Genomic DNA, 19,676 nt, shown 5'->3' on the forward strand with positions numbered 1-19,676 from the left:
CCTCCACACTCTCTTTGCGGCCAAAGTTCGGTTCTCTTACGTCTTTTAGACAGTAGGAGCGACCATGACACAGCATTCCAATTCTCAAGTATCACCTAACAGCACTCAAACACCAGAAAACCAATCTTCTTCGATCAATACTCCGATTGTTTTGACCATTGCGGGTTCTGACAGTGGTGGTGGCGCGGGCATTCAAGCTGATATTAAAGCCATGTCTGCAACGGGTAGCTTCGCTTGTTCGGTAATTACCGCGATTACATCTCAGAACACCCAAGGCGTGTCCGCTATATTTCCAATCCCACTAGAGCATGTCGCTAGTCAGTTAGATGCAGTGTTTACCGATTTGAATATCGTGGCGGTAAAAGTCGGCATGTTGGCGGATTCGCAAATCATCAAAGTCGTCGCGGACAAAATCAAACAATACCAACCTAAACACCTAGTGATTGACCCTGTCATGGTGGCGACAAGTGGCGACCTTCTTTTAGAAAACTCGGCGATCACCACGCTAAAACAAGAACTGATTCCGCTCGCAGACATCATTACGCCTAACTTGCCGGAAGGCGCAGCACTAACGGGCAAAGCTGTGCCTGAAAGCGAAGCCGAAATGCAGGATATGATTGAAGACCTGCGTGCACTAGGTGCTAAAGCCGTTCTTCTCAAAGGCGGTCATTTAGAGAAGGATGAGAACAGTAACGACTTACTGATTCTGCCAACCACGTCTGCTTTGATTAGTGCGAAGCGTTTTCCTACCAAAAACACCCACGGTACGGGTTGTACGCTTTCATCTGCTATTGCTTCTTTCTTAGCGCAAGGCAACACGCTGTCAGAGGCTGTTGAGCTAGGCAAACAATACATTTCGCGCGCGATTGCTCATGCTGATGAGTTGCAAGTCGGCCAAGGTCATGGGCCCGTAAATCACTTCTTCGCTGGGCACGGGAATGTCCGTTAATACGGTGGGTGTTCAGCTCAGCAATGCCTCTTTACGTTATAACGACAGTGAGCACGCAACCTTATCGGGATTGTCGCTTAGCTTAAACGCAGGTAAGTGGACGGTATTGCTAGGTCGAAGTGGCTGCGGGAAAACCACGGTATTGCGTTATCTGGCAGGCTTGTTGGACGACAAGGTGGAGTGGCAGGGAACATTGACAACCTCTGATGAATTGCCTTTAACGGATCGCATCGCTTACATGGCGCAGCAGGATTTGTTACTGCCGTGGCTGTCGGTTATCGACAATGTATGTCTGAGTCATCGTTTTCAAAATTCAGCTTCTGACAAAGCACTGCAAACCAATCAAGCACTCGAGTTGCTCGCTGCGGTTGGTTTGGCTGATTATGCGAATGCGATGCCGGATCAGTTGTCTGGTGGTATGCGTCAACGTGTCGCTTTGGCTCGAACTTTAATGCAAGACAAGCCAGTGGTGCTGATGGATGAGCCGTTCTCTGCGCTGGATGCGGTAACGAGACACAAACTACAGAGCTTAGCGTGTGAGCTGTTGAGAGATAAAACCGTTGTGTTGATCACCCATGACCCACAAGAAGCGGTGCGTTTGGCGGACAATTTGTATGTGTTGCAAGGCACACCGGCGAACGCTCAGTCTTTATCTGTGCCTCTCACTGCCACACCAAGAGTGTTAGATGGTGAATGTGCTGAGTTACAACAAGCGATCTTAGATCAGTTGGAGCGTGATTATGAATGATCTAACGCGAAGCGAAGCTACTGATAGCTCCAAGATAGAAAACTCAATGGAAGAAAGTTCAACTAACACACAGATCACGACTAAGCGCCCTCGTCAGATGAATCCCGTTATGCGTTTGCTGATCAGCAGTGCTGTGATTCTCGGTTTATGGCAAATGGTGGTCGTTATCTTCGAGATGCCGAGCTTCATTCTGCCAGCGCCTGCAGAAGTCTTTATTAAGCTAATCGAACGTTACGATGTGTTACTCAAGCACACTTGGGTGACTGCGCAGGAGATCTTACTTGGGCTGCTACTCGGTTTGTCGATGGGGCTGTTTTTCGCCTTGCAGATGTTGATGTTCGAACCACTAAAACGCTGGCTGTTACCTATCTTAATTGCCAGCCAAGCGATTCCTGTGTTTGCGATTGCTCCAGTATTGATGTTGTGGCTTGGCTATGGCATCGCCTCAAAAGTGGTGATGGCGGCGATCATTATCTTCTTCCCTGTGACGACTTGTTGTTACGACGGCTTACGTAATACTCCGACAGGTTATCTCGATCTTGCCAAGACGATGGGTGCATCGAAGTGGCAATTGCTACGTCATATCCAACTTCCTGCCGCACTGCCAACCTTAGCGTCTGGCATTCGTGTGGCTGTGGTGATTGCGCCAATTGGAGCGGTTGTCGGCGAGTGGGTTGGTTCGAGTGAGGGGCTGGGTTACTTAATGCTGCAGGCCAACGCGCGCATGATCATCGATGAGATGTTTGCTGCCTTGTTCATCTTGGCGGTGCTGTCTATCTCGCTCTACTTCGTTACAGATAAATTACTCAAAAAAGCTATCCCTTGGGAAAACCAATGATGGCTTCGCTCAACATAAGAATAATATTCAAGAGGAAAGGTTAACCGTGAAAAATACAAAATTGATAGGTGCAGTGGCACTGCTTGCTTCATTGGTTTCAGGTCATGCTCTAGCGGACTCTGAACAGAAGAAACTGACGCTGATGTTGGATTGGTTTGTGAACCCGAACCATGGTCCGATTGTGATCGCTCAAGAGCGTGGCTACTTTGCTGACCAAGGCTTAGACATTGAAATTCAAGAACCAGCAGACCCAAGCACACCTGCAAAACTGGTTGCTGCAGGTAAGGTTGATTTAGCGGTAACTTACCAACCAAGCTTAACCATGGATGTGGCAGCGGGTCTTCCTTTAGTTCGTGCATCAACCCTTATCGCGACGCCACTGAACACACTTATGGTACTGGATAACGGCAAGAACGATTCGCTAGCGGATCTGAAAGGCAAGAAGATCGGTATTGCGATTGCGGGTAACGAAGAAGCAACCATCGGCACCATGCTAGCGCAAGAAAATGTTGCGTTTAGAGACGTGCAAACCATCAATGTCGGTTGGGCACTTTCATCTTCATTGGCATCGGGTAAGGTAGACGCAATCTGGGGTGGCTTGCGTAACTTCGAAACTAACCAATTAGCACTTGAAGGTTTTAAAGCTAAGGCATTCTTCCCTGAAGAGCACGGTGTGCCCGCTTACGACGAGCTTATCTTTGTTGCGAACGCAAAGAAACACGACGACGAAGCAATCAAAGCCTTCAACAAAGCATTGGAACAAGCAACGACTTACATTGTGAACCACCCACAAGAGTCATGGAGTGAGTTTGTGGCGTATTCACCAGATACGTTGAATAACGAGCTTAACCAACGCGCATGGAACGACACATTGACTCGCTTTGCACTTCGCCCTTCTGCTGTAGATATGAAGCGTTACGACGATTACGCACAGTTCATGTTCGACAAAGGCATCATCAAATCACTACCAAAAGCCGCTGATTACGTACCGACTTTTGACTAAGGAATCTCATGAAATACCAAGACTTAATCCAAGCCTGTCAGCAAGATTGGCAAGACTACACCGAGCATGATTTTGTTAAAACGCTAGCAAACGGCACCCTCGCTCAGCCGTGTTTTCTGCATTATTTGAAGCAAGATTTTTTGTTTTTAAAGCAGTATGCCCGTGCTTATGCATTGGCAATTTACAAGGCTAAAACCTTGGCTGATATGCGTCGTGCACTGCCTAGTGTTCATGCTCTGTTAGATTCTGAAATTTCACACCACGTGACTTACTGTGGTCAGTGGGGTTTAACCGAATCGGATTTAGAAAACGAGCCTGAAGATTTCGGCACTGTTGCCTACACGCGCTACGTTCTAGATGCGGGTATGACGGGTGATCTTGTCGACTTATATGCGGCACTGGCTCCGTGTTCAATCGGTTATGCCGTGATTGGTAAAGCGCTGTTAGAAAGCAGTGATACTGTTTTGGAAGGCAACCCATACGCAAGCTGGCTGCAACTGTATGGCAGTGAAGAGTTCCAGTCTGGCGTAGCAACGGGCGCGGAATACTTCAATCAGTTGCTTGCTGAAATTGATATCAACAGCGAACGCGGTCAGAACATCGTTCATATCTTCAAAACCGCAACGCGTATGGAAGTGGCTTTTTGGCAGCAAGGGCTGAACGCTCTTGATGATTCAACAGCGGCTTAAAAGCGACTTTCACGAATAAGGATTTACCCATGCTTACTGAACAAATTATTCAATCGCTACGCGCAGTACGAGAGCAAAAACCACTGGTTGTGAACATCACCAACTATGTAGTGATGAACAACACGGCCAATGCGTTATTAGCGATTGGCGCTTCGCCTATTATGGCGCACTCACAACAAGAACTGGCAGAGATGATGTCATTTTCTGGCGCTTTGGTGATCAACATCGGCACGCTCGACAGCGTTTGGACGCCAAGAATGTGTTTTGCGGTTGAACAAGCTAACGCGAACAACAAGGTTGTGGTTCTTGACCCTGTGGGTTGTGGGGCAAGTACGTTGCGTACCGAGACTTCTCGTGAAATTGCACGCTTAGCCGATAAGTTGATCATTCGTGGTAACGCGTCTGAGATTATCGCGTTAGCGGGCGAACAAGCGCAGAGCAAAGGCGTTGATGCGCTTGATAGCAGTGATGCTGCGTTAGGTGCTGCACAGTGCTTAGTGGCTGAATACGGTGCAAATGTGGTGATATCTGGTGAGACAGATTACGTTGTCACCAAAGACAGCGTGGTGACGTTAAACAATGGACACCAAATGATGCCGTATGTGACGGGTATGGGGTGTACTTTAACTGCATTGACGGGTGCTTTCGCGGCTGTTGGTGATGATAGTGGTTTAGCTGCAGCAGCGGTATTAGGCGTGGTTGGTGAAATCGCGGCTGAAAACTCTCGCGGCCCAGGTAGCTTGCAAATTAACTTGCTTGATGAGTTGTATCAGTTAGACGAAGAGACTCTGATTCAACGCTTGAAGATTCAGTAGGGCTAATCTAACTCTAAGCCACAAGTTAGAGTTAGATTAACTTAAAAAAGCCCCCGACACTTATGTGTAGGGGGCTTTTTATTACTGGTTTGGAACTGTGTCAGCTGTGTATAGACTGGCTGGCTAGGTTCTAAATCGGTTAACTTGGCTCTCTAGGTGATGAGCAACCTCGGTTAAGTCGCTCGCTGCACCTGAAATGCTGCTTACCGACTCTTGGTTGCTTTGAGCAATAGTGTTTGCACCTTGCGCGTTTTCACCCAGTGATTTGGTAAGACGATCCTGCTCATCAACCGACACCGCGATTTGGCTGTTGGCTTGGTTCAGATCTTGGATGTGTTGATTAATCACATGTAAGTTCTGAGAAGCTTGCTGCGCCTGCGTTGAAGCGTCTGAAACCGTGCTGTGGCTCTCTTTGATAGACTCTAACGCATCTTTAGCGCCACGTTGTAGTGAGGTGATGAGCTCATCAATCTGGCTAGCAGAGTCTTGGGTACGTTTAGCGAGCGTTCTTACTTCATCGGCTACTACTGCAAATCCGCGACCTTGTTCACCTGCGCGCGCAGCTTCAATAGCCGCATTCAATGCCAACAGGTTGGTCTGCTCAGAAACGCCTTTGATTACTTCAAGAATGGCACCAATGTTCATCGACTCTTTATGTAGGTCGGTCACTTTTTGGCTGCTTACCTGCATGCTTTCATCGGCGCTACCAATTTCATGCAGTGTCTTATCTACTTCTTTCAGTCCCATCGCCACATTCTCGGTGGCTTGGTTGGCAACTTGAGACGCGTGGTTAGCACTTGCCGCAATTTCTGATGTGCTGGAAGCTAATTGATCAACGGCAGAAGAGATATTGATCATTTCACTGTTCAATTGTGTTGCGTTGGTCGAGCTGTTATTTGTCACTTGATTGAGTGACTCCGACATCTCACCAATACGCACGCTAGAACGGTTCACTTGGCCAACAATATCGCGCAGAGATTCAATGGTGATCTCCATATTAGTCAGCAGTTCGCCAATCTCATTTTTGCTCTCAATGTTCACTTCCACATTCAGGTTGCCCTGAGAAAGCTCGTTGGTGATCTGTTTAACTTGTGCGATGCCTTTAGTAATAGAGCGAGTCACCAACACGGCGCTCGTCATGCCAATAACTAAAGCCACACCCGTCAGCAATATGATGATTTGAATCGAGCGCTTTTCGCTGGCTTGCAGTTCTGGTGTTAATGCTTGTTTCTGTTGTTCTAGAATGCTCTGAGCATCAGCTACCGAAATCGCTAAGCTGTCACCAATAGAGGCGAGGGTAGCGGTTCTTTGAGTGTTCTCCAGCATCTGTTGGTGAACTTGTTCAAAGCCTTTCGCGTACGCTTCACGTTGGTTAGAGAAATCTTCAATCAGTTCACTTTGATAAGGAGATGATTTAAGAGACTCAATATCGCCCTCGATACCTGGCAGAGCATATTCAAAGATGTCTTTACCGGCTTCATAGGTTTTGAGGTCGTTGTTGTTTGAGTAACTCAGCACTGTGATCTTGGCTGCGAGGAAGTTCTCCATCAACATGCCTGCGTATAAGCTCGCGTTTGGATCATTGTTATTGTAAGACTCATACAATAAGCTCTGAGCCGCTTTCAGTGCGTTGGTTTCTCGTGTGACCATCTCCACGTTCACTAACTGGTCAATGAGCAGTTGGCTCTGTTTCATTGATCCATAAGCCGCATCAAAAGCTGCAACGCTGTCTTGCACTAATTGCAGGCTCGACAAGCTATCAGTATTGGTGGTGGTTTGGATTAAGTTGTTCAGCAGTTCATCAATCGCAAGTTTGCTCGATTGATAATTCGCTTCGTATTGATCATCCAATGATTCTAAGTAACGTTCAGAAGCTAAACGCATCTGAAGAAAGTGCACTTGAATGTTGCCTGACAATGTCGCCTTGTGGCTGAGGTCACTGTACTGGCTAAAGCCGTTCGACAAGGTTTGAATACCTTTGTAACTCACAAGGCCTGAAATGACGAAAAAGAGCAAGCAGATGGCATAACCCAGCTTGATCTTGAGCGCTATAGAAAGGTGGCGCATAACTATCCCTATATTTACCTGATTCCTTCATAGGGGAGTATTTCATAAAACAGCATTCTGGGCATGCTAAAGCGAATAGTTTGTGTAATAAGTAACGCTTTTGTTAGAAAAATCGGGTTTTTCGACATGCTTTCAACGAGTTGCGTATTTGAATTCAACCGCCTAACTTAAGGAATTAAGTGCTAACTTCCATGCATAGGATGTGATTTGTCGGTAAAATGGCAGAAAACCAATTTTAGAAATCGACTTCAAAGGTACGCGATGAACCCTTATAAACTTTATCTGGTGACTGACGACCAACAAGATCTAGAAACGCTTAAATTCGTGGTTGAACAAGCGGTTTCTGGTGGCGTCACTATGGTTCAAGTGAGAGAAAAACATGGGGACGTAAGAGCGTTCATTGAGCGTGCAGAGGCCGTTAAATCGGTTTTAGCTGGAACGGGTGTGCCGCTGATCATTAATGATCGAGTCGATGTGGCATTAGCCGTTGATGCCGATGGTTTGCATCTGGGGCAATCGGATATGCCTGCGGAGTTAGCACGCAAGCTGATTGGCGCGGATAAAATTCTTGGGTTATCGATTGAGACGGAGCAGCAGCTGCAAGAAGCCGATAGCTTGCCGATTGATTACATTGGCCTTAGTGCGCTGTTTGCGACACCGACCAAGACAAACCTCAAGAAACACTGGGGTTACGAAGGTATTCAAATGGCTTTGAAAACAACGAAATTGCCGATTGTTGGTATCGGTGGAATCAACGAATCGAACATTCCGCAGTTGGTTCAGACAGGTATTCACGGCCTGGCGTTGGTATCAGCGATATGTCACGCAGAAGACCCGAAACAAGCGACCCAAGATTTGTTGTTTTTGATGGGAGAGTGAGTTTGTGGTGGCTAGAAAACAAATGAGACTCGTCATTTGTTTTCTAGTTAGAGCGCATTAAAGCGCTCGATGCAGTAGCCAGTAAAATTTGTGGTCTAACTTACTGAATACACAGAGCAACCGTGCCGATGACCATAAGAACGATCGCAGCGTACCAACCGTATTGTGCTGTTTTATCAGCAACAAACACCTTAATGTAGTTGATCTCTTCATGCGCCATTGCGATGAAGTCCGTGTAGTTAATCGATAACTCACGGCTAGCTTCTTTCAGCTCTTGTTGAAGCTTGTTGAAAGACTCATCGATGAAGCCCTTTGTTTCCGAAGCAGACGGAGTAGCAGTTAACGCAAGGCTATTCCAAACCGCCATACGCGATTCATATTCGCTTTCACTGACACAATTAAGTACGCGTAAATCATACTCTCGTTTGTTACGCTCTTTACCCATTTTCTCAGGGCAAATATTTCTTAAAACGTTCACGACAAATTTTCCAAAAGGTTCATTTAGATATAAAAAAGCACTCAAAGAGCGCTCATAAACTGGGTGCGAATTAATATTCAAAAAGTGATCTATTTGAAACCGATATAAGCAACGGCAAGGCTGAGCGCTTATCTGGGAGATTTGAAGTTGGGTCAGTGGTGTTAAAGAACGATTTGGGTCTGTCTATATTCGTTTGAAAAGACAAACCCGTTGGGATCGCATAGTAGTTATGTCACTTTGGGACATCAACTAGGGTGTTTTATCCACACGACAAAGATATTTATCGGCAAGATAAGCAGAAATGAGGTAGCGGTGGTGTGTTCCATGCCGATATTGAATCTCAATTGACGATGTTTTGAAAATGGAGATGTTTTGTAAACAGGGGAGGCTAGTTGGCTTGCCATTGATTGTATTGCAGTGAGTGCCCCTTAAGCTTTTCAATAAGGCTAGTGAGCACTGGGCCATTGATGTGGCTGCGAGACACCAAACAACCCACTGGAGTAATCCAACCACCATGCTCGTGCGAGACAGGTAACGCCACAAGATCACCTTTTTGAATGCCTTCCATCACCATCATTTCGGGCACATTTGCCCAACCTACGTTCTGTTCAACGAGATCAACAATGGTCTTGTGGTTGTTGGCATACCAAAGCATCGAGCTAATACCGTAGGTGAACCACAATTCGCGCTGCTTTGAGCTGCGATGCACACATTGGCGATAACGCTTGAGGTCCGAGTCTTGTACTACGGACATGCGACTCAGTTCGTGAGTGGCAGAGCTAACAGTTAGGAAACGCGCTTGGCCCAGTAAGAAGAAGTCCATATCCACTTTAAGTTCACCATCCGCATAGATGATGCCAATCTGCGCTTTGCCACGTCTCACTAGATCTTCAACATCGAAGGTAGAAGTGGTGATGATATCGAAGTGCGTGATTGGGAACTGATCGGCCAGTGAGCTGATTATCTTAATGAAATTCTTATCTATGATGCTTTCATCAACCGCAATGATCAGTTCGTGCTCATCTTCTTGTGTGAGCGATTCTACTTTTTGGTCGAAGTACTTTTGTTGGTCGAGAATCGACTTAGCGACAGGTAATAATGCTTTACCTGTGTTGGTCAAAACGGGGATGTTTTTCTCTCGATTAAACAGCTCTTGGTCGATGGCAATTTCTAGGTTGGCGATCGACTGGCTGACTCCAGACTGAGCGCGTTTCAGTTTGCGAGCGGCGGCAGAGAAAGAGCCACTTTCACACACAGTGACGAAGACTTTTAATTGCTCAAAACTGTACATGTTATCTCTCGCTCAATACCAAAGGGAGTAATAACTCCTAGGCTATCACTATTCGTGATGGCTGTTAACTTTCTCTTATTATTTCAGGTGACATAATCTCGACCAATCCAACACGTAATAGATTATTTAGAGGAATGTATGAGTACGTTAGAAAGAGTGTTCCACTCTGTGTTATTTGAAGTATTGGCCGTCACACTATCAATTATAGGCTTAGCGATATTTACCGATCATGATGTGAATGCCTTATCAGAAACCATGATAGTTGTTGCGACCATCGCGATGATTTGGAACTACTGTTTTAACCGTATTTTTGATCGTTATTTCACGGGGGAAAAATCAAAGCGTTCGCTTAAGTTACGTGTTTTTCATGTCGTGCTATTTGAGGCTGGCTTGTTGATAGCGACAATCCCTGTGATGGCATACTTACTTAACGTGGGGTTATGGCAGGCATTTTTGATGGACATCGGCGTGACCATTTTTATTACCATTTACGCGTTTGTGTTTAATCTGATTTATGACCATGTTCGAGCATTCTGGGTACGCAGAGGGGAGCTAGCCGTTCAGTAATCTACCAAGTCAGTAAACACGAGCTTGGCCACTAACCGTTTGTTTATTCGTTATTTTGACGGAGATATTCGGTTAGTAGGCCTAGGTAACCCGGCACTGGTTGGCATTCAAAGTGGCGGTCTCGAATCTTTTCAATCTCTTCCGCTTAATAGTTAGTGTAACCCTATGCACTTATTGTTCGATATGTAATTTGAATTTGTATGTGTCGTAAAATGGTAAATATCTTAATTAAAACTTAGCCATCATAGTCATTCGCCCATCACCAGAGCAAACTATGAACAAGTTAAGTTATGACCGAAAAATGCCGCTATACGTGGTGTCTGCACTTGTCCTCAATATGGCATTTAGCTTGTGGTTGCTGAGTATTGCTTCTACGCCAGCCATGTTTTTTTCGGTGTGTGCGTTGTTTTTACTTAGCACTCTTATTACCGCACGCCTTTATCGACATGAAATGGCTCAAAGCAAGAATAACTTGTCGGAAGCGATCATTGATGGTGTCGCAGGTTTTATTGTCCTCGATAGTCAATTGAGGGTCATACAAGTGAATCAACAATTCTCTCGGGTTTCAGGTTATGCCTTTGACCAAGTCGAATCTCGTCCGATTTCTGATCTCTGTTTTATGAATAACAGCAGCCTAATCACGACCATTACTCGCTCACTGAAGGAAAACCAGAGATGGAAAGGTGAGTTGAGTGGCGTCAGTCGACTTGGTGAGCAGTTTACCGCAAACGTTGTGGTGGAAAAGCTAACTGAAATTCTGCCGCACAATAACAAGTACGTGGTGACCTTTACGGATATTAGCCGACGCAAGATATTGGAGCGTCGATTAAGAATGCTGGTGGAAACGGATTCACTGACAGGGTGCTGGAATCGACGCCGCTTTGATAGCGACTTAAAACATTATTCTAACCTGGCAGAGCGTTATGGTTACACACATTCCTGTTTTGCGTTAGTGCATGTGTTTTTCCCTGAGCCAAAATCGGCGTTCTCAGGCTTCGCTGCTGCGCCACTCGAAAAGAAACAGCGTTGGTATGCGGCCTTTAAGGCGATGATTATCTCCTATCCTGTGGTGTGTTTTTTCTTTATTTTTCAAATATCTGAAGCTTTACTGACAATGATGTTCATTGCGTTGTTATCGTTGATGATTACGTCAGAGAAGTCGATAAAGTTGAGCGCTTTTTTGGTGATAAGTAACGGTATCGGGGGATTGCTGGCGATTGCTGCTTTTTCAATTCTTTCTATAGTACCCAACATTGTCTTCTATTCTTTGTTTATAGGACTTATTGCCATTCTTATGGCTACCAAGATCTACACGGTTCCCGAAAAAGCACCTATTTTCGCCACTGCATTTAGTACGTTGCTCGTACTGGTTGGTAGCACGTTGATGAGCTCCGGTGACATCGATAGCAACACTCTTATACGCATATTCCAATTAGTGTTAATTGGCATATATATGATTTTGGCTTCTCTATTCCTAGAAACACGGAATTGGAAGTTTCTACAAAATCAGCCTTAATTTTGTCTAACAAGGACGTCTCATGAAGTTAACCGATGATTTTTCAAAACAGGCGATAGACGCTGCCATCAAGATCGCAGCGATTGCCATGCTCGTGTATTGGTGTTTTTCGATTTTGCGCCCATTCATTCTTCTGGTGATATGGGGTGCGATCATTGCGACTGCGTTGTATCCAGTGGCGGTCGCAATTTCAAATAAAACCGGGATGTCGAAAGGTAAAGCCAGTGCATTGCTGAGCTTTATTGGTGTGATTCTTCTATTTATTCCTTTGGCGGCGCTTTCTTCTGGTATCTACACCAGCGCGACTGACCTGATGACAGGGCTTCAAGATGGCACATTGTCATTGCCTAAACCGAAAGAGTCCTTACAAGATATTCCATTCATAGGTGAGAAGGTTTATTCAACCTTGGTTGCCGCCTCCAACAATATTGAAGGCACTTTCATAAAGTATGCGGATGAACTTAAACAGTTTGCGACGAAAGCGGCTTCTGTTCTTGGCTCGTTAGGTGGCGGCTTTATTCAGTTCATCATCTCTACCATCATTGCGGGTGCATTCATGAGTAATGCCGATAAATGCAAAACCGGCGTGACTCACTTAGTGGCGCGTTTAACGGGCGGTAAAGGTGAAGAGTTGGTAGAGCTCTCTAAATCGACCGTGCGAAGCGTTGTGCAAGGTGTGATTGGTGTGGCTGTGATTCAATCCATGATGTCGGCAATCGGTTTGGTGATTGCAGGCGTTCCAGCAGCTGCGTTTTGGGCGCTAGCTGTGCTGCTCATTGCGATAATCCAACTTCCACCGATTCTCGCTCTATTACCGGCGATCATCTACATGTTCAGCGTTGAATCGACACTGGCGGCGAGCTTGTTCTTAGTGTGGTGTATTTTGGTGAGCGGCAGTGACGCTATCTTAAAGCCAGTATTGCTGAGCCGTGGCTCTCACATTCCAATGTTGGTAATTCTATTGGGTGCACTGGGCGGAATGGCGATGTCAGGCATCGTCGGTCTGTTTGTCGGTGCTGTGATACTGAGTTTAAGCTATGAGCTGATGATGGCGTGGCTTGGACTTGAAGAGAAAAACCAACAAGAAACTGAGAAAAAACCTTCAGAGGTCGAGGGAAAATAGATGAAGCCAGTCTCTAAAGACGACAACTTCTACTTCTTATTCTATGCACTGTTGGTGTTGTTTCTTGGTTGCGCGGTGATGCAGCAGTTTTATCCGCAAGGCCAGAAAACAATCCTATTTCTTATCATTATTACGTTGGCGAGTTCAATTGCCGGTATTCATAAAGAGCGAGCCTTGTATCGCTCTTGGTATGGGCTGTTATTGATTACGGCGCTCGTGTCTGGCGTGTTTTCATTTTTGGAAGGCTATAACCTGTCGATAGTGACGCTATCGGCGTTGGCTGTGTTCTTGTTTTCACACATTTACTCGGCGTTGAAGCAGGTGATGAAAGCCAAAACGGTGACACCCAATCACATCATCGGCTCCATCTGTATTTACTTGTTGCTAGGGTTTGCTTGGTCGACCATCTACTTGTTAATTTTAGAGATCTTTCCTAATGCCTTTAACGGGTTAGAAGAGCAAGTCTGGCTGACGAACTTGTTTAATGCGATGTACTTTAGCTTTATCACCTTGACTACGGTTGGTTACGGCGACATATCACCAGCTCTGCCTATTGCTCAATTCTTTGTGTTTATGGAATCCATTATCGGCAGCTTTTACTTAGTTATCATGGTGGCGAGTTTGGTGAGCATTCGACTTGCACAGTCTCAATCTTAAGTGCAATCTTTTTCATTTAAGTACCTGTATAAGTTAGAAGTCTGTTTTGTTGGAACAGGTGTAGTATGGATTTTAATCGATGATCAGTTTTACCATTTAACGCCATATGGATTAATAAGTAACCAAAAGATAACGTATTGAGAGAATTTAAGTACGCACCTAGATATAACCTATCAAGTTACCGAAAAAACGAGGGTAATAATGGTATGATCGCGGGCTCAGCACCATAAGTGATAAAGAATAGGAAACAGAATGACTCACCTTACCGAACAGCAAGAAGCTGCAATGGCGACGTTTAAGGAAAACTTACACCTTCCAAACGGTGGTTTTCATAAACTGATTATCGAGCTAAGTAAGGAGTATCAGTTGCCTTTCCAAAAGGTGCGTGCGGTTTTAAAGAAAGCTCAAAAAGACGTTGAACGACAAATACGAGAAGACTTTACCAGCGTTGATGACACAGTACTGAGCCAAGCGAATTGGGTAAATATCATTAAGTCGAAGCTTGTTGACTTAGCGGAAGATAACCAAACGGTTATGGATAAGCTGCAACAAAATCTGAAGTATCAAAAAGTGTTGTCGGCAACCGAAGGTTCAATCGCAAGCGAAGACGAACGTGACGAGTTGATTGAAGAGTTGATTCAAGCTTATGAGAAAGAGGTGTTCAAACCGTTACTGGCGATGCTGCATACAACGAAGCTGTATTGGAAGTTAATGCTGGTGGATGAGACATGTAAGATGAATGAGGAGAATCGTGAGAAGTTCAGTGATTACCCTCAACACATGCAAGCTGCAGAACACTTATATACTCTTGATCAGAAGTTAAGGTCGATGCCGTTAACTTATTAGTCCATGAATGCACTGATAATGACTCAATGGTGATTCAGAGTTTGATATAAGTTGGTTTCAATAGAAGTACGATAACCTAGCTAGCGTTAGCCGCGTGTGAAATGCAAAAAGGCTAGGTTTCAGATCTGTTTTACTTCTACTCTATTTTGTTCTGCTAGAGCGAATTGAGGGTGACATCTTTTACATCTTTGGGACTAGATGGTGTTTCTTTTGTAGCCTTTGGGAAATGCTATAGGAGTGTGAAATGTCCTAGGGTGTTTCCGTTGCCTGAAACGATAGTTCCGATGCTTTCTCGTTCATTAAATTCAAAGTCGATGAGATAGCTGTGATGTTGTAGCTTGGGCAATATGTGGCGGTGGAGTATATCGCTATTGAGCTGTCGAATCTCGGTGACCCATGAAATCTCTTCTTTGTGTAAATCTATTTTAATCTTGAGCATTTATTACCTTTTAGTTTATTGACTGTTTTTTCGCGTGATAGTTGGTACCAATGGGTTTGTCGTGTTGTTCTGCGTGACATAACTGTGCCTTGTGTTTATTACATTTGTATTTAAGTGCTCGATCTATTCTGACTTCGCTGACAAAAGAGCAAATGACGATAGATCGGTAGTAGGATCGAATTTAAAAGCTATTGAATGACTATCTGGGTGAAAGCTGACGCAGAGATGGTGTAACGAGGGAATCGAGAACTGTCTATGTGGAACTTGGACTTACTTTAGCATTAACAGCTCTATAGATTAGAGCCAGGTGGCGAACTATACGCCTAGTTTTCAAAATTACAACCCTATTTCAATTAAATTCAAAAATATTTTTGGGTGATTTACCATCGGTTACTGAAGGTTAAATGAGCGAAGGTCAGGGATTTGACCATGATATCTGACTGAGTCTTGGCTTTTCAGCTGTTCGTATTCGTTGTCATTAGTGGGTTTAATTGATCAGCTAATTTGGTGATGATTAAGTCTCTGTTGTATATGATCTTTACATTGTAAATTACAATCCATGATTTTGGGGTTCAGCGTTGTAATTACAGGGTTTTGGGTGCTTTCCCCATCTGTTTTTTTCTTCAGGTTGATGAGTATTTTCCTCTTCGCGTCTTTTTGATATTTCTGATTCCTAATACCTCTCCTGACTACGCAAAATATGAATACTCACTTTTACGTTTCTGAATAATAAAGTTGTTGTATCGCCAATTTAGTGCAAATATAATTGATAATAGTTCTCACTTGCTTTACAAGTTTGTTGTCAATCCAATGACAGACTTTAAATTATCGTTATTTAGCAGTTGTGTACGCCCCATGCTCGTCTATGAGTAATGTGACTTTCATTGTCATGAGTGGTGGTTTGTATCAATGGCAAAGGAAGAAACATGAAGAAAACAATCAATTCAGTTCGCCAGTTATTGAGCGGGCTTGCCATCGTTCTAGCATCATCATTCATGATGACCGCGCATGCGGAAACCGTCACCATTGAGCATGTGAAAGGCACAGCGCAGTTTACTGAAGTACCACAGCGAGTGGTGGTTCTAGGCCACGGTAGCTTAGACGTGCTCGATAAAATTGGTGTACAGCCAGTTGGCGCGCCTCATAGCTTGCTGCCTGATTACCTAGCTTCGTACAAAGATACGACGGCAAATACAGGCTCTTTAAGCGAACCTGATTTTGAAGCTATCTACATGTTGAAGCCTGACATCATCATCGCGGAAAACCGCATGCTTAAGGTTTACGACAAACTGGCACAAATTGCTCCTACTGTCATGTTTTCTATTGAAGGCGACAAGTACTGGGCTGATGCTCAGCAAAACTGGCGTGTGCTAGGCGACATCTTTGGTAAGCAAGCTGAAGTCGAAGCGATCATTAAAGAGACTCAAGCTTCTATCACAGCGGTAAACGACAAAGTAGCGTCTGACGAAACTTCAGCAATGATGCTAATGAACAACGGTAACAACATTGCGATGTTCAACAAAGGCAGCCGTTTCTCAATCATCTTTGATGACTTTGGTTTCGTGGAATCAAAGAGTGCAACTGTGGCTCCGATCAAAGGAACACACGGCAACCTAATCTCTTTTGAATACATTGCTGATGCAAAACCGGAAGTGCTTTACGTGCTTGACCGCGAAAAAGCGATTGGCAAATCAGAAGGTCGCGCTCAACAACTGTTTGATAACCCACTGGTTGCGGCAACACCTGCAGCGCAGCACGGCAATATCGTTTACCTTGATTCAAGTGCTTGGTATCTGGCTGGTGGCGGTGTGACGGCGATTCACAGAATGATTAGTGACATTGAACGTACGATTCAATAGTTACTAACCATCAGATTTTCGGGCTTATAAGAGTGTTCTTATAAGCCCTTTTTCACTTTTTTATACGGGCTACCCGAGACCTACCTTTAGTATTATTTCTATGTTGAAACCCATTGCAGCTGCTGTATTTCTTGTTGTGTTATGCGTTGCGTCATTGATGATTGGAGTCGCTGAAATCAGTTTTAGTGACTTTTTCAATGGCAACCAACACGCCAACTCTATTTATATTGTTAGTCGGATCCCTCGACTACTCGCGATCGTGCTTGCCGGAGCGGGATTGAGTGTTTCTGGCTTGATCATGCAGCAAATCGTACAGAACAAGTTTGCCGCGCCTTCGACGATGGGCACCATTGACTGTGCGATGTTGGGTTACATTGTCGGCATTCTAGTGCTAGGCAATGCTGCGCAATGGAGCTACTTAGGCTTTATCTTCGCGTTTGCAGTGTTTGGCACCATGCTATTGGTTCGCTTCCTACAACACCTCAAGTTTAAGAACGCGGTATTGGTGCCTTTGATTGGCATTATGTATGGCAACGTTGTTTCGTCTCTAACAACCTTTATTGCTTATAAGTACGACTTAGTACAAACCATGTCGGCATGGACTATGGCGAACTTTGCGAGCGTGTTGCAGGGCAGCTATGAAATCCTTTATCTCGCGGTGCCTGCTTGTGTATTGGCTTACTATTTCGCGAGCCAGTTCAGTGCGGCGAGCATCGGTGAGAGCTTCGCGAAAAACATCGGTTTGAATTATCAGAAGATCGTCTTCATTGGTGTTGCGTTAGTGGCTATCAGTGCCTCCTCTGTGGTGATGATCGTTGGTGTTATCCCATTCCTTGGCCTTATCGTGCCGAATATCGTGTCGCTGATGATGGGCGATAACATGAAGAAGATTCTGCCTTGGACTGCCTACTGGGGGGTGATCTTGGTGTTGGCTTGTGACCTGCTAGCTCGAATCGTCATCTTCCCTTATGAGATTCCAATCTCGATGGTAATCAGCATCTTTGGTGGCATGATTTTTATTTACCTAATCATGAGAGACAAGTCGAATGCGTGATTCAGTAAAAATTGCGATTCTGGCTATCGCGTCTTTGGGTATGACAGCGCTATTCATCGGGCAGGGGCTGACGTGGGATAACTACGAGTTCTTCTTGTCTCTGCGACTACCTAAACTACTGTCAATTGTGTTGGCGGCGGTGGCGATTTCTGCATCGTCATTGGTGTTCCAAACCATTACTAATAATCGAATTTTAACCCCATCCATCTTGGGCTTTGATAGCTTGTATATGCTGGTTCAAACGGTACTTCTGTTTGTGTTTGGCAGTACCAGTTTCTGGGTGATTGATTCAATCGCAAACTTTTCGATGTCTGTAACTGTGATGATCTTGTTCTCGTTTGCTTTGTTCCATTTCTACTTTAAGAGCAAGCGAAACAACGTATTCACACTGCTGTTGATAGGCATCGTATGTGGCAGCGTATTCTCGAGTTTGTCTAACTTCTTGGCGATGTTGATTGACCCGAACGAGTTCGCGGTGCTGCAGAATGTGATGTTCGCAAGTTTCAATAACGTGAAAGGCGAGTTGGTTTACCTCAGCCTTATTCCTTTGGGTTTGAGCTTGCTTGGCCTTTGGTTGTTAGCGCCTAAGCTTGATGTACTTTGGCTTGGTGTTGATAACGCAACAAGCTTGGGTGTGAACACCAAACGACTGACTCAGATTACCTTGGTGATTGTGTCAGTGATGGTCGCGGTATCGACTGCTTTGGTTGGCCCAGTGCTGTTCTTTGGTTTAATCACCGTGAGCTTAGCTCGTCAGATATTCAAATCTTATCAACATCGTGTGCTTATCATCGCAAGCAGTTTGTTAGCGGTCGTTCTATTGGTTTCTGGCCAATGGTTTATCGAAAAAGTGATGGCGTTTGAAACCACTGTGAGTGTGATTATTAACTTGGTCGGCGGTTTGTATTTTATGTTCTTGTTGTTACGCACCAGAATTCAGTAAAGGTAGTAAGTAGTGATTAAATTAACAGGTTTAACTAAGAAGTATGGCAAGTCACTCGTGGTTGATGATGCCAGTGCTATGTTCCCGAAAGGCGAAGTGACTTCTATCATTGGCCCAAATGGTGCGGGTAAAAGTACACTGCTTTCAATGGCGAGCCGCTTAACCGACAGTGACGCAGGTGAAGTGGTCATTGGCGATAAGTTACTGGCTGAGTGGGATACCAAAGAGCTAGCCAAGCACCTTGCCGTGTTAAGACAATCAAACAACATCAATATGCGATTTACGATTCGTGAGTTGGTCTGTTTTGGTCGCTTCCCACACTCTCAAGGTCGCTTGAAAGACGAAGATCATAAAATCGTCGATACAGCACTAGAACACCTTGGCATTACTGACATCCAAAATAAATACCTTGATGAGTTGAGTGGCGGTCAGCGTCAAATGGCGTTTATCGCGATGGTTGTGTCGCAAGATACGGATTATGTGTTCTTAGATGAGCCTCTGAATAACCTTGATATTAAACACTCGGTTGAAATCATGCAGACGTTGCGTCGTTTAGCGCATGAGTTCAATAAAGCGGTCGTTATCGTGATTCATGACATCAACTTCGCTTCTTGTTACTCAGATAACATTGTTGCGATGAAGAAAGGCAAAGTGGTTAAGTCGGGTAAGGTTTCGGAAGTGGTTGAAAAATCAGTGATGGAGTCTATCTACGAGATCCCATTTGAGATTCGTGAGTTCGATGGTGTTCGAATCTGTATGTATTATTCTGGTCGTTAGATTACTGAATAACTCGGTTGTTTTGCTTTCTAGCCGTTGAACGAAAAGAGCTCCCATATGAGGAGCTCTTTTTGTTTTCGGATAGTATCTGTGTTGTTAGTGAAATGTTGCAATGCAAAGGTAATACCAATCCGGAAA

The 19,676-nt window shown here is 44.7% G+C and carries 18 protein-coding genes and 3 pseudogenes; 17 read left to right on the top strand and 4 right to left on the bottom strand.

Annotated elements, in window-relative coordinates:
- The first annotated feature begins 64 nt into the window (after positions 1–64).
- The 6 genes and pseudogenes from thiD (at position 65) to thiM (ending at position 5,042) form a co-directional block, all read left to right on the top strand.
- Positions 65–949, top strand: coding sequence for a bifunctional hydroxymethylpyrimidine kinase/phosphomethylpyrimidine kinase (gene thiD, locus AB4185_RS15455; RefSeq protein WP_017064402.1), 885 nt, complete (start codon positions 65–67; stop codon positions 947–949).
- On the top strand, positions 939–1,697 hold the full coding sequence (locus AB4185_RS15460; RefSeq protein WP_102428984.1) for an ABC transporter ATP-binding protein: 759 nt from the start codon (positions 939–941) through the stop codon (positions 1,695–1,697). The genes thiD and AB4185_RS15460 overlap by 11 nt, the downstream gene beginning before the upstream one ends.
- Before the next feature lie 103 nt (positions 1,698–1,800).
- Positions 1,801–2,535 (top strand): annotated as a pseudogene (locus tag AB4185_RS15465) (ABC transporter permease); the annotation flags it as partial.
- A 46-nt stretch (positions 2,536–2,581) separates the two neighbouring features.
- Positions 2,582–3,538: an ABC transporter substrate-binding protein gene (locus AB4185_RS15470; RefSeq protein WP_372135625.1), complete on the top strand. Its 957-nt coding sequence runs from the start codon at positions 2,582–2,584 to the stop codon at positions 3,536–3,538.
- An 8-nt stretch (positions 3,539–3,546) separates the two neighbouring features.
- Entirely contained in the window at positions 3,547–4,227 is a 681-nt protein-coding gene (gene tenA, locus AB4185_RS15475; protein ID WP_017061912.1) for a thiaminase II, read from the top strand.
- A gap of 29 nt (positions 4,228–4,256) precedes the next feature.
- Positions 4,257–5,042 carry a hydroxyethylthiazole kinase gene (gene thiM / locus AB4185_RS15480; protein WP_017064406.1) on the top strand — a complete coding sequence of 262 codons (786 nt, stop codon included), beginning with the start codon at positions 4,257–4,259 and terminating at the stop codon, positions 5,040–5,042.
- Between the two features lie 123 nt (positions 5,043–5,165).
- Here thiM and AB4185_RS15485 read toward each other — a convergent pair whose 3' ends face one another.
- Positions 5,166–7,109, bottom strand: a complete 1,944-nt coding sequence (locus AB4185_RS15485; RefSeq protein WP_136978326.1) for a methyl-accepting chemotaxis protein — start codon at positions 7,107–7,109, stop codon at positions 5,166–5,168.
- Positions 7,110–7,370: 261 nt separating this feature from the next.
- Between AB4185_RS15485 and thiE the strand changes: the two genes are divergently transcribed.
- Positions 7,371–7,988 carry a thiamine phosphate synthase gene (gene thiE, locus AB4185_RS15490; RefSeq protein WP_372135626.1) on the top strand — a complete coding sequence of 206 codons (618 nt, stop codon included), beginning with the start codon at positions 7,371–7,373 and terminating at the stop codon, positions 7,986–7,988.
- A 100-nt stretch (positions 7,989–8,088) separates the two neighbouring features.
- Here thiE and AB4185_RS15495 read toward each other — a convergent pair whose 3' ends face one another.
- Both AB4185_RS15495 and AB4185_RS15500 read right to left on the bottom strand, forming a co-directional pair.
- Positions 8,089–8,433, bottom strand: a complete 345-nt coding sequence (locus AB4185_RS15495; protein ID WP_372135630.1) for a thiamine-phosphate diphosphorylase — start codon at positions 8,431–8,433, stop codon at positions 8,089–8,091.
- A 421-nt stretch (positions 8,434–8,854) separates the two neighbouring features.
- Positions 8,855–9,757: a LysR family transcriptional regulator gene (locus AB4185_RS15500; protein ID WP_104216404.1), complete on the bottom strand. Its 903-nt coding sequence runs from the start codon at positions 9,755–9,757 to the stop codon at positions 8,855–8,857.
- A 138-nt stretch (positions 9,758–9,895) separates the two neighbouring features.
- Here AB4185_RS15500 and AB4185_RS15505 point away from each other — a divergent pair, with 138 nt between their 5' ends.
- The 6 genes and pseudogenes from AB4185_RS15505 (at position 9,896) to AB4185_RS15530 (ending at position 14,466) form a co-directional block, all read left to right on the top strand.
- A complete protein-coding gene (locus AB4185_RS15505; RefSeq protein WP_372135627.1) occupies positions 9,896–10,324 on the top strand; it encodes a PACE efflux transporter in 429 nt (142 codons plus the stop codon).
- Between the two features lie 274 nt (positions 10,325–10,598).
- Positions 10,599–11,279 (top strand): annotated as a pseudogene (locus tag AB4185_RS15510) (PAS domain S-box protein); the annotation flags it as partial.
- Positions 11,268–11,840 (top strand): annotated as a pseudogene (locus AB4185_RS15515) (hypothetical protein); the annotation flags it as partial. The pseudogenes AB4185_RS15510 and AB4185_RS15515, both read left to right, overlap by 12 nt.
- Before the next feature lie 22 nt (positions 11,841–11,862).
- Positions 11,863–12,963, top strand: coding sequence for an AI-2E family transporter (locus tag AB4185_RS15520; protein WP_372135628.1), 1,101 nt, complete (start codon positions 11,863–11,865; stop codon positions 12,961–12,963).
- Entirely contained in the window at positions 12,964–13,620 is a 657-nt protein-coding gene (locus AB4185_RS15525) for a potassium channel family protein (RefSeq protein WP_372104392.1), read from the top strand.
- A gap of 252 nt (positions 13,621–13,872) precedes the next feature.
- Positions 13,873–14,466: a hypothetical protein gene (locus tag AB4185_RS15530; protein ID WP_017064416.1), complete on the top strand. Its 594-nt coding sequence runs from the start codon at positions 13,873–13,875 to the stop codon at positions 14,464–14,466.
- Between the two features lie 229 nt (positions 14,467–14,695).
- Here the strand turns inward: AB4185_RS15530 and AB4185_RS15535 are convergent, their stop codons facing one another.
- Positions 14,696–14,905 carry a hypothetical protein gene (locus AB4185_RS15535; RefSeq protein WP_004731601.1) on the bottom strand — a complete coding sequence of 70 codons (210 nt, stop codon included), beginning with the start codon at positions 14,903–14,905 and terminating at the stop codon, positions 14,696–14,698.
- Positions 14,906–15,831: 926 nt separating this feature from the next.
- Between AB4185_RS15535 and AB4185_RS15540 the strand changes: the two genes are divergently transcribed.
- The 4 genes from AB4185_RS15540 to AB4185_RS15555 all read left to right on the top strand — a co-directional run bounded on the left by AB4185_RS15540 (position 15,832) and on the right by AB4185_RS15555 (position 19,538).
- Complete coding sequence (locus tag AB4185_RS15540; RefSeq protein WP_017066720.1) at positions 15,832–16,764, top strand: siderophore ABC transporter substrate-binding protein; 933 nt, start codon at positions 15,832–15,834, stop codon at positions 16,762–16,764.
- 100 nt (positions 16,765–16,864) lie between these two features.
- On the top strand, positions 16,865–17,818 hold the full coding sequence (locus AB4185_RS15545; protein ID WP_017061896.1) for an ABC transporter permease: 954 nt from the start codon (positions 16,865–16,867) through the stop codon (positions 17,816–17,818).
- A complete protein-coding gene (locus tag AB4185_RS15550; RefSeq protein ID WP_065585088.1) occupies positions 17,811–18,761 on the top strand; it encodes an iron chelate uptake ABC transporter family permease subunit in 951 nt (316 codons plus the stop codon). Before AB4185_RS15545 ends, AB4185_RS15550 begins: the two co-directional genes overlap by 8 nt.
- 12 nt (positions 18,762–18,773) lie before the next feature.
- A complete protein-coding gene (locus AB4185_RS15555) occupies positions 18,774–19,538 on the top strand; it encodes an ABC transporter ATP-binding protein (RefSeq protein ID WP_065585089.1) in 765 nt (254 codons plus the stop codon).
- Positions 19,539–19,676 lie beyond the last annotated feature (138 nt).

The sequence above is a fragment of the Vibrio sp. 10N.286.48.F5 genome (genome assembly GCF_041469785.1).
Classification (GTDB): Bacteria; Pseudomonadota; Gammaproteobacteria; order Enterobacterales; family Vibrionaceae; genus Vibrio; species Vibrio crassostreae_C.

What these genes read in the sequence shown, in the direction of transcription:
- thiD (WP_017064402.1), top strand. Translation starts at nt 65, where the DNA reads ATGACACAGCATTCCAATTCTCAAGTATCACCTAACAGCACTCAAACA.
- AB4185_RS15460 (WP_102428984.1), top strand. Translation starts at nt 939, where the DNA reads ATGTCCGTTAATACGGTGGGTGTTCAGCTCAGCAATGCCTCTTTACGT.
- tenA (WP_017061912.1), top strand. Translation starts at nt 3,547, where the DNA reads ATGAAATACCAAGACTTAATCCAAGCCTGTCAGCAAGATTGGCAAGAC.
- thiM (WP_017064406.1), top strand. Translation starts at nt 4,257, where the DNA reads ATGCTTACTGAACAAATTATTCAATCGCTACGCGCAGTACGAGAGCAA.
- AB4185_RS15485 (WP_136978326.1), bottom strand. Translation starts at nt 7,109, where the DNA reads ATGCGCCACCTTTCTATAGCGCTCAAGATCAAGCTGGGTTATGCCATC.
- thiE (WP_372135626.1), top strand. Translation starts at nt 7,371, where the DNA reads ATGAACCCTTATAAACTTTATCTGGTGACTGACGACCAACAAGATCTA.
- AB4185_RS15495 (WP_372135630.1), bottom strand. Translation starts at nt 8,433, where the DNA reads ATGGGTAAAGAGCGTAACAAACGAGAGTATGATTTACGCGTACTTAAT.
- AB4185_RS15500 (WP_104216404.1), bottom strand. Translation starts at nt 9,757, where the DNA reads ATGTACAGTTTTGAGCAATTAAAAGTCTTCGTCACTGTGTGTGAAAGT.
- AB4185_RS15505 (WP_372135627.1), top strand. Translation starts at nt 9,896, where the DNA reads ATGAGTACGTTAGAAAGAGTGTTCCACTCTGTGTTATTTGAAGTATTG.
- AB4185_RS15520 (WP_372135628.1), top strand. Translation starts at nt 11,863, where the DNA reads ATGAAGTTAACCGATGATTTTTCAAAACAGGCGATAGACGCTGCCATC.
- AB4185_RS15525 (WP_372104392.1), top strand. Translation starts at nt 12,964, where the DNA reads ATGAAGCCAGTCTCTAAAGACGACAACTTCTACTTCTTATTCTATGCA.
- AB4185_RS15530 (WP_017064416.1), top strand. Translation starts at nt 13,873, where the DNA reads ATGACTCACCTTACCGAACAGCAAGAAGCTGCAATGGCGACGTTTAAG.
- AB4185_RS15535 (WP_004731601.1), bottom strand. Translation starts at nt 14,905, where the DNA reads ATGCTCAAGATTAAAATAGATTTACACAAAGAAGAGATTTCATGGGTC.
- AB4185_RS15540 (WP_017066720.1), top strand. Translation starts at nt 15,832, where the DNA reads ATGAAGAAAACAATCAATTCAGTTCGCCAGTTATTGAGCGGGCTTGCC.
- AB4185_RS15545 (WP_017061896.1), top strand. Translation starts at nt 16,865, where the DNA reads ATGTTGAAACCCATTGCAGCTGCTGTATTTCTTGTTGTGTTATGCGTT.
- AB4185_RS15550 (WP_065585088.1), top strand. Translation starts at nt 17,811, where the DNA reads ATGCGTGATTCAGTAAAAATTGCGATTCTGGCTATCGCGTCTTTGGGT.